The organism is Streptomyces sp. NPDC058371 (assembly GCF_042723265.1).
Classification (GTDB): domain Bacteria; phylum Actinomycetota; class Actinomycetes; order Streptomycetales; family Streptomycetaceae; genus Streptomyces.
In genome coordinates, this window is the sequence record NZ_JBHXJC010000012.1 from 210,052 (window position 1) to 218,440 (window position 8,389).

The following is an 8,389-nucleotide window of genomic DNA, read 5'->3' on the forward strand; positions in this document are numbered from 1 at the left end:
ACCCCCCGCGGTGCTGGACGCGCTCCCCCTGTGGTGGGAGGTCACGCGGGTATTTCCCCCCGAAGGGGCGCCACCGGAACGGAAACGCGGGGACCCCGCTGTCGTTATGGGTGAAAGATCCAGATATCGACCGATGTCATGGTGGCTGGTCGTCCCGGGTGACGGGGCCGGAATCGATCGCTGTTCGGGACCCCGGACGTCAGCCGCTGTCACGAGGGCCGGAAATCACCCTCGCCCCATCGCCGAGGTCAGTTCGATCTCGATCGCGACGCGTGCGGGATTCGGCGAGGGTGCGCGCCCGTACCGCTCCGCGTACCGCCGCTCCGCCTCCGCGACCCGCTCCGGGTCCGTGACGACCACGGCGAGCCCCTCCAGGGTCGCCCAGCGACGCCGGTCGACCTGACAGACCGCGACCCGGGCGCCGGCGGACCCCGCCGCCAGGATGTGGGCCACCTTCGCGCTCGCCTTGTTGGCGATCACCCGAGCCAGACCCTCCTCCGGCGCGTATGTCACCCCGACGGGCACCACGTGCGGGCTGCCGTCGGGGCGGAGGGTGCTCAGGGTGCACAGGTGGTGTTCACGCCAGAAGCTGAGGTACGCGGCGTCGGGATCGCGCGGATCCACGGGGTATGCGGCCATGGCGGGAACTTAACCACTTCTGGCCACGCGGACCTCCCGCCCAGTACCTTGAGTGGAATAGACTCAACTTTGTGCAGGTTGACCGAGTCAGGCTGACGACGGCTGACGCAAGGAGGAGACAGGGAACGTGGACGCCGAGCTGACCAACCGGAGCCGGGACGCGATCAACGCGGCAAGCAGCAGGGCCGTGTCCGAGGGCCACCCGGACCTCACCCCCGCCCACCTGCTGCTCGCTCTGCTGGCGGGCCAGGAGAACGAGAACATCACCGACCTGCTGGCCGCGGTCGACGCCGACCAGGCGGCCGTACGCGCGGGTACGGAGCGGGTGCTGGCCGCGCTGCCCAGCGTGACCGGATCCACCGTGGCGCCGCCGCAGCCCAGCCGTGAACTGCTCGCGGTCATCGCCGACGCCACCGAGCGCGCGAAGGAGCTCGGCGACGAGTACCTCTCCACCGAGCACCTGCTCATGGGCATCGCCGCGAAGGGCGGTCAGGCCGGGGACGTACTCTCCTCGCAGGGTGCCAGTGCGAAGAAGCTTCTTGAGGCGTTCCAGAAGACCAGGGGAGGGCGCCGGGTGACGACCCCGGATCCCGAGGGCCAGTACAAGGCACTCGAAAAGTTCGGTACGGATTTCACCGACGCCGCCCGGGAGGGCAAGCTCGATCCCGTCATCGGCCGGGACCAGGAGATCCGGCGGGTCGTGCAGGTGCTGAGCCGCCGCACCAAGAACAACCCGGTCCTCATCGGCGAGCCGGGCGTCGGCAAGACCGCCGTCGTCGAAGGCCTCGCCCAGCGGATCGTCAAGGGCGATGTGCCCGAGTCCCTGAAGAACAAGCGGCTGGTCGCGCTCGACCTCGGAGCGATGGTCGCCGGTGCGAAGTACCGCGGCGAGTTCGAGGAGCGGCTCAAGACCGTGCTCGCCGAGATCAAGGCCTCCGACGGGCAGATCATCACGTTCATCGACGAGCTGCACACGGTGGTGGGCGCGGGCGCCGGTGGTGACTCCGCGATGGACGCCGGCAACATGCTGAAGCCGATGCTCGCGCGCGGTGAGCTGCGCATGGTGGGCGCCACCACCCTCGACGAGTACCGCGAGCGGATCGAGAAGGACCCCGCCCTGGAGCGGCGCTTCCAGCAGGTGCTGGTCGCCGAGCCCACGGTCGAGGACACCATCGCGATCCTGCGCGGGCTCAAGGGGCGCTACGAGGCCCACCACAAGGTGGTGATCGCGGACAACGCCCTGGTGGCCGCCGCGACCCTCTCCGACCGGTACATCACCTCCCGCTTCCTGCCCGACAAGGCCATCGACCTCGTAGACGAGGCCGCGTCCCGGCTGCGCATGGAGATCGACTCCTCGCCCGTCGAGATCGACGAACTCCAGCGCGCCGTCGACCGGTTGAAGATGGAGGAGCTGGCGATCGGCAAGGAGACCGACCCGGCCAGCAGGGAGCGGCTGGAGAAGCTGCGCCGCGACCTCGCCGACCGCGAGGAGGAGCTGCGCGGCCTCACCGCCCGCTGGGAGAAGGAGAAGCAGTCCCTCAACCGCGTCGGTGAGCTGAAGGAGAAGCTCGACGAGCTGCGCGGCCAGGCCGAACGCGCCCAGCGCGACGGCGACTTCGACACCGCGTCCAAGCTGCTGTACGGCGAGATCCCCACCCTGGAACGGGACTTGGAGGAGGCCTCCGCCGCCGAGGAGGAGGTCGCCGGCGACACCATGGTCAAGGAGGAGGTCGGACCCGACGACATCGCCGATGTGGTCGGCTCCTGGACGGGCATCCCGGCCGGCCGGCTCCTGGAGGGCGAGACGCAGAAACTGCTGCGCATGGAGGAGGAGTTGGGCCGCCGGCTCATCGGCCAGAGCGAGGCCGTGCAGGCGGTGTCCGACGCCGTACGGCGCACCCGGGCCGGTATCGCCGACCCGGACCGGCCCACCGGATCCTTCCTCTTCCTCGGCCCGACCGGCGTCGGCAAGACCGAACTGGCCAAGGCGCTGGCGGACTTCCTCTTCGACGACGAGCGCGCCATGGTCCGCATCGACATGAGCGAGTACGGCGAGAAGCACAGCGTCGCCCGGCTGGTGGGCGCCCCGCCCGGCTATGTCGGGTACGAGGAGGGCGGTCAGCTGACGGAGGCCGTGCGCCGGCGCCCGTACAGCGTCGTGCTGCTGGATGAGGTGGAGAAGGCGCACCCGGAGGTCTTCGACGTCCTGCTGCAGGTGCTGGACGACGGGCGGCTGACGGACGGTCAGGGTCGGACGGTCGACTTCCGCAACACCATCCTGGTGCTCACGTCCAACCTGGGCAGCCAGTTCCTGGTCGAGCCGCTCACCAGCGAGCAGGAGAAGAAGGAACAGGTGCTGGAGGTCGTACGGGCCTCCTTCAAGCCGGAGTTCCTCAACCGGCTCGACGACCTGGTGGTCTTCTCCGCGCTGAACAAGACGGAGCTGGAGCGCATCGCCAGGCTCCAGATCGACCGGCTCGCCAAGCGGCTCGCCGACCGCCGGCTCACCCTGGAGGTCTCCGACGCGGCGCTGGCCTGGCTGGCCGACGAGGGCAACGACCCGGCCTACGGCGCGCGGCCGCTGCGCCGCCTCATCCAGACGGCGATCGGCGACCAGCTCGCGAAGGAGATCCTGGCGGGCGAGGTCAAGGACGGCGACACGGTCCGCGTCGACGCCTTCGGCGACGGCCTGATCGTGGGCGCGGCCAACGGCAAGACGCTGTAAGCGGTGTGCGGCCCCCTCGCCGTGTCCGGGTTCAGCCGGTTCTGCGGGTGAGGGGGCCGAGGTTCTGCAGCTGGTTGAGCGGCGAGTCGTCGACGATCAGCAGGATCACCGCCACCACGAACCAGACCGCGATCACCAGGCACACCACCCAGAGCCCCCACAGGAGCCACCGCGTTCCCCTCCGCATGCGCATGACCCGATCATGTCAGCCCTGGTGACCGGATCGGGTCAGCCCCTGGCGGACAGATCCGTCAGGGGTTGCCACCCCCCGCCCCGCATGGGGGAGGATGGCAGGATCCGTACGAAGGGAAATACACGGTGAGCATCGACCCGTCCTCGATTCCGAATTTCGGGGGCCAGCCCGAGCCGCAGCCCGGCGGACCGGCGGGCCCCGTCGTCCCGGATCAGGACCTCGTGAAGCAGCTCCTCGACCAGATGGAGCTCAAGCACCTCGTCGACGAAGAGGGAGACCTCGTCGCGCCGTGGGAGCAGTTCCGTACGTACTTCATGTTCCGCGGTGAGGGTGACCAGCAGGTCTTCTCCGTCCGGACGTTCTACGACCGGCCGCACCAGATCGACGAGAAGTCCGCGCTGCTGGAGTCCATCGACGACTGGAACCGTCGCACGCTGTGGCCGAAGGTCTACAGCCACACGCACGACGACGGCACCGTCCGCCTCATCGGCGAGGCGCAGATGCTGATCGGCACCGGCGTCAGTCTTGAGCACTTCGTGTCGTCGACGGTCAGCTGGGTGCGGGCCGCCATCGAGTTCGACAAGTGGCTCGTCGAGCAGCTCGGCCTGGAGCAGGAAGTCAACGAGGCGGAGAAGCCCGAGGACGACGAGGAGTAGTCCTCCGGCCACCGCTCACAGGGGCGTATGGGCGATGACCACCAGATACGCCCCGTAGGCGAACGAGAGCCCGGCCAGGGCGCCGACCACCAGGGTCGCGTGCCAAGGCCGGGCTCTGGCCGTTCGCACCAGCGCGCCCGCCAGCGGCAGCAGCATCGGGAACGCGGGCAGCAGGAAGCGCGGCTTGCACTCGAAGAAGCCGGAGCCGCCGAGCGCGATCAGCAGCAGGACGCCGCTGTACACGACGAGGGGCAGCGGGGCGCGGTCCGCGACGAGCAGCGCGAACAGCAGGACGCCCGCCGCCACGAGCACCATCGTCATGGGGAAGACGAAGCGGCTGCCGTGCATCAGCACGTGCTGGATGAAGCGCAGTGAGCCCTGGCCGAAGTCGAAGCGGGAGCCCCACAGCCGCTGCACGGTGAAATAGCCGCCGAGTGGATCGCCCTCGCGGTGGCCGACCCACAGGACGTAGCCGCCCCAGCCGAGCGGCGCGAGCGCGGCGCCCGTCCACAGCCTGTGGGAAACTCCCCGGCCGCGCGCCTTCCCGATCTCGTACGCGGCGGCCACCACGACCGCGGCCGCGACGGCGAACCCGTTCGGCCGGGCCAGCCCGGCGAGCGCCGCGAGCGTTCCCGCCCAGACCCACCGGCCGGTGAGCACCGCGTACAGCGACCAGGCGGCGAGGGCCGTGAGCACCGGCTCCGTGTACGCCATCGACAGCACGACCGAGTGCGGGAGCAGGCCCCAGAGCAGCACGAGGGCGGTGGCGACCGCACGGCCGTGCAGCCGGACTCCGATCAGATAGATCCCGTACGCGGCGATCGCGGCCGCGGTCCAGGACACCAGCAGGCCCGCCGCGCCGCCGCTGAGCGGGGTCAGCGTGGTGACGGCCCGGATGAGCGCCGGGTAGAGCGGGAAGAAGGCCAGGTCGCTGTGGACGACGGTCGGCCGGAAGTGCAGCGTCCGCCCGTAGCCGTGCGCCGCGATGCCCAGGTACCACAACGAGTCCCAGGACCGGCCGAGCAGGGCGAGGGGGTGCTTGCCCTGCGCCCAGGCGGTCGCGGCGAGCGTCAGGACGCCGGCGAGGCGGGCGGCGGCGAACAGTCCGAGCGCGGTGGCCGCCGTCGTGGGCAGGCGCCGCGCGGCGGGGACCGGGCGGCCGTGGCCCCCGGCACCGGGGGCCACGGTGGCGGGGGCGGGAATGGTACTCGCGTGGGTCACACCGGAACTGTGCGTCCCTTACGGGCTGTTTGCGAGCTTTACGCGGCCGTGCGGGTGTGGATTTCACCGGTCCGGCGCGCCGTCCGCGACCCGGGCGGGCGGGGTGCTAGAAGCCGCCGTCTCGCCCGTCGGCGCCGCCTCTAGAAGGCCGCCTTCAGTCGCTTGGCAGCCTCTTCCAGGACCCCCGTCTGCTTGCAGGAAGTCAAGGTGCGCGCATCGAAGACCGGACAGCCCCCTTGAAATCAGATCGTGATCTGAGTACGCTCTGATTATGTCTACCGTGCGTCTGGAAGCAGAAACGGAATCCGTCTCCTTCACCGATCTCTCTCGCAACCCCAAAGGAGTCGCGGCCAGGGCTGCTGCGCTGGGGCGGCTTCGGGTCACACATCGGGACGCGCCGGACATGGTGCTGACCACGGCTGCACGCGCGGAGGGTGCGGAGGAGAACCTGACCACCGCCTCGCGGCTTTTCCTCGCACTGATGAAGCAGGACGACGGTGCCAGGGCGCTCCTCCTCGCACTGCCCGAGGTGTTCCCTTGGGCGCGACACCTGGACGCGGAAGAGGTTCGGGCCTTCACTGTCGAGCTTCTTGAAGCACTGTCGGATGCCGCCGAACTAGGGGTGGGAGAGGCTGTGCACCGCGCGATCGTCTCGTGGCGCGCCACGGCTCGCATCAATGCCGATCCCGAACAGCTCAGGGAATCGCTGCGTCCGCTCGATGGTGATGACCTCGGTCAGGTCGAGGTGCGTGGGTGAGCCCGAAGAAAGGGGACCGAGTCAGCGTTCCGCCTCTCAGCGGGTGGAACGTCGTCTTCGGGACCACAGAGGCCGTGACGGGCTGGGAGGAACTGTGTCGCGTGGCCCTGTCGAGCGCGCATCGCTGCCTGGACGCCCTCCGAAGTGACCCCCTGACCCGGTCCAACTGGAATCGCCAGCATCAGTTGCGCGGCAGGCACGCCACCAAAGTGTGGAAGGGATCCGACCTGGAGCAGTGGGAGTACGAGGTCACCAGCGGTGGTCGAGTGCGCTATCTGGTCAGTGTGGAGACTTCCACCGTGATCCTCGTCTACGCCTCTCCACGACATCCAAAAGACACCGAGTGAGCTGCGGGACGTTTGGGGACCTGGCCCTGGATCAGGTCCCCATCCCGCAACCAGGCGGACCTTCTTCTGGGCCCCGTCAGACGACCGACCGCTTGAGGCGAGTCACCGCCTCTTCCAACACACCCGTCTGCTTGCAGAACGCGAACCGCACGAAGGGGGCGCCGGCCTCCCGGTGGTCGTAGAAGACCGCGTTCGGGATGGCGACCACTCCGGCCCGCTCGGGCAGCGAGCGGCAGAAGGCGAAACCGTCCGACTCGCCGAGCGGCCGGATGTCGGTGGTGATGAAGTACGTGCCCGCGGGCCGGAAGACCTCGAAGCCCGCCTCCGTGAGCCCGGTGGCCAGCAGGTCGCGCTTGGCCCGCATGTCCGCCCGGAAGGCCTCGAAGTACGAGTCCGGCAACGCGAGCGCCTCGGCGACGGCGTACTGGAACGGCCCTGACGACACATACGTCAGGAACTGCTTCGCCGACCGTACGGCGGCGACCAGATCGGGCGCGGCCGTCACCCAGCCGACCTTCCAGCCGGTGAACGAGAACGTCTTGCCGGCGCTCCCGATGCTGACCGTGCGCCCGCGCATGCCCGGGAACGACGCCAGCGGCAGGTGCTCTGCGTCGTCGAAGACGAGGTGCTCGTACACCTCGTCGGTGATCACCAGCAGATCCCGCTCGACGGCGAGCTTCGCGATCTCGAAGAGCTCCTCGCGGGTCAGGACCGTCCCGGTCGGGTTGTGCGGGGTGTTGATCAGCAGCAGCCGGGTGTTGTCGGTGACCGCGTCCCGCAGTTCGTCGAGGTCCAGCCGGAACGCTCCCTCGTGCGGGCGCAGCGTCACCGGCACGCGCGTCCCGCCCGCCATCGCGATGCACGCCGCGTACGAGTCGTAGTACGGCTCGAACGCGATCACCTCGTCGCCCGGCTCCAGCAGCGCCAGCAGGGCCGCGGCGATCGCCTCGGTCGCACCCGCCGTGACGAGGACCTCGGTGTCGGGGTTGTACGACAGGCCGTAGCGCCGCTCCTGGTGGGCGGCGATCGCCGTACGCAGCTCGGGCACGCCGGGGCCCGGTGGGTACTGGTTCCCCCGGCCGTCCCTGAGCGCCCGCACCGCGGCCTCGCGGATCTCCTCGGGGCCGTCGGTGTCGGGGAAACCCTGGCCGAGGTTGATCGATCCGGTGCTGAGGGCGAGGGCCGACATCTCCGCGAAGATCGTCGTGCCGAACTCGGCCAGCCGGCGGTTGAGGAAGGGGCGGCGTGCGCTGGAGGTCATGGCCGCCATCCTGCGCCGAAGCTCTGGAGTTCCTCAACTCTGCTTTGGCGGGTGAGACGCGAGGGCATCCCCCTCCCACGCGAGGGCCCACGGGGGGCCGCTTCGGGGGAAGTGAAAGGAGGGTGGCGCCATGATCGTGGGCATCATCCTGGCGGTTGTCTTCATCGTCCTGGTCGCGGTCGTCATGGCCGCGAGCCGCAGTGACAAGAAGGCCGCGTTGCGGTCGGGGGGCAACGGCGCGCGCTCACGCCGCTCGGGAAGCGACAACAGCAGCTGGTGGGCCGGCGGGGGCGGGGCGGTCGCGTCCTGTTCGAGCTCGTCCTCCGGCGGTCACTCCGGCCACTCGTGCGGGGGAGGTTCCTCATGCGGCGGCGGCTCGTCCTGCGGCGGCGGGTCGTCGTGCGGCGGTGGGGGCGGATGCGGGGGAGGCAGCTGACACGGGGCAGCTGAGCTCCCTCAGGGGGAAGCGCATCCGCACCACACCGAAGTGGGCGCCCGGAGGGCCCGACCGAGGCGAAGTTCCCCGCTCCCCGGCCTCGCCCCTCTTTTCATCTGCCACGGCTTCCTGCCGTCCACCCCTACCTCCCGCA

The 8,389-nt window shown here is 69.9% G+C and carries 9 protein-coding genes; 5 read left to right on the forward strand and 4 right to left on the reverse strand.

Annotation, left to right across the window (positions count from 1 at the left end):
- Positions 1-225: 225 nt before the first annotated feature.
- On the reverse strand, positions 226-639 hold the full coding sequence (locus tag ACFWM2_RS29750; RefSeq protein ID WP_383286337.1) for a pyridoxamine 5'-phosphate oxidase family protein: 414 nt from the start codon (positions 637-639) through the stop codon (positions 226-228).
- A gap of 127 nt (positions 640-766) precedes the next feature.
- Here ACFWM2_RS29750 and clpB point away from each other — a divergent pair, with 127 nt between their 5' ends.
- Positions 767-3,364: an ATP-dependent chaperone ClpB gene (gene clpB / locus ACFWM2_RS29755; RefSeq protein WP_383286339.1), complete on the forward strand. Its 2,598-nt coding sequence runs from the start codon at positions 767-769 to the stop codon at positions 3,362-3,364.
- A 31-nt stretch (positions 3,365-3,395) separates the two neighbouring features.
- Here clpB and ACFWM2_RS29760 read toward each other — a convergent pair whose 3' ends face one another.
- Positions 3,396-3,557: a hypothetical protein gene (locus ACFWM2_RS29760; protein WP_383286341.1), complete on the reverse strand. Its 162-nt coding sequence runs from the start codon at positions 3,555-3,557 to the stop codon at positions 3,396-3,398.
- Between the two features lie 125 nt (positions 3,558-3,682).
- Here ACFWM2_RS29760 and ACFWM2_RS29765 point away from each other — a divergent pair, with 125 nt between their 5' ends.
- Positions 3,683-4,213, forward strand: a complete 531-nt coding sequence (locus ACFWM2_RS29765) for a YbjN domain-containing protein (protein WP_383286343.1) — start codon at positions 3,683-3,685, stop codon at positions 4,211-4,213.
- Between the two features lie 15 nt (positions 4,214-4,228).
- Here the strand turns inward: ACFWM2_RS29765 and ACFWM2_RS29770 are convergent, their stop codons facing one another.
- A complete protein-coding gene (locus ACFWM2_RS29770) occupies positions 4,229-5,434 on the reverse strand; it encodes a hypothetical protein (protein ID WP_383286345.1) in 1,206 nt (401 codons plus the stop codon).
- A gap of 271 nt (positions 5,435-5,705) precedes the next feature.
- Here ACFWM2_RS29770 and ACFWM2_RS29775 point away from each other — a divergent pair, with 271 nt between their 5' ends.
- Together ACFWM2_RS29775 and ACFWM2_RS29780 are read left to right on the forward strand one after the other, a co-directional pair.
- Positions 5,706-6,191: a prevent-host-death family protein gene (locus ACFWM2_RS29775; protein ID WP_383286347.1), complete on the forward strand. Its 486-nt coding sequence runs from the start codon at positions 5,706-5,708 to the stop codon at positions 6,189-6,191.
- Positions 6,192-6,292: 101 nt separating this feature from the next.
- Entirely contained in the window at positions 6,293-6,538 is a 246-nt protein-coding gene (locus ACFWM2_RS29780) for a hypothetical protein (RefSeq protein ID WP_383286349.1), read from the forward strand.
- Between the two features lie 76 nt (positions 6,539-6,614).
- Here ACFWM2_RS29780 and ACFWM2_RS29785 read toward each other — a convergent pair whose 3' ends face one another.
- On the reverse strand, positions 6,615-7,808 hold the full coding sequence (locus ACFWM2_RS29785; RefSeq protein ID WP_383286351.1) for a pyridoxal phosphate-dependent aminotransferase: 1,194 nt from the start codon (positions 7,806-7,808) through the stop codon (positions 6,615-6,617).
- A gap of 121 nt (positions 7,809-7,929) precedes the next feature.
- Between ACFWM2_RS29785 and ACFWM2_RS29790 the strand changes: the two genes are divergently transcribed.
- Positions 7,930-8,235 (forward strand): hypothetical protein, encoded by a 306-nt coding sequence (locus ACFWM2_RS29790; RefSeq protein WP_383286352.1) that lies wholly within the window; start codon positions 7,930-7,932, stop codon positions 8,233-8,235.
- Positions 8,236-8,389 lie beyond the last annotated feature (154 nt).

What these genes read in the sequence shown, in the direction of transcription:
- ACFWM2_RS29785 (WP_383286351.1), bottom strand. Translation starts at nt 7,808, where the DNA reads ATGGCGGCCATGACCTCCAGCGCACGCCGCCCCTTCCTCAACCGCCGG.
- ACFWM2_RS29790 (WP_383286352.1), top strand. Translation starts at nt 7,930, where the DNA reads ATGATCGTGGGCATCATCCTGGCGGTTGTCTTCATCGTCCTGGTCGCG.
- ACFWM2_RS29775 (WP_383286347.1), top strand. Translation starts at nt 5,706, where the DNA reads ATGTCTACCGTGCGTCTGGAAGCAGAAACGGAATCCGTCTCCTTCACC.
- ACFWM2_RS29750 (WP_383286337.1), bottom strand. Translation starts at nt 639, where the DNA reads ATGGCCGCATACCCCGTGGATCCGCGCGATCCCGACGCCGCGTACCTC.
- ACFWM2_RS29760 (WP_383286341.1), bottom strand. Translation starts at nt 3,557, where the DNA reads ATGCGCATGCGGAGGGGAACGCGGTGGCTCCTGTGGGGGCTCTGGGTG.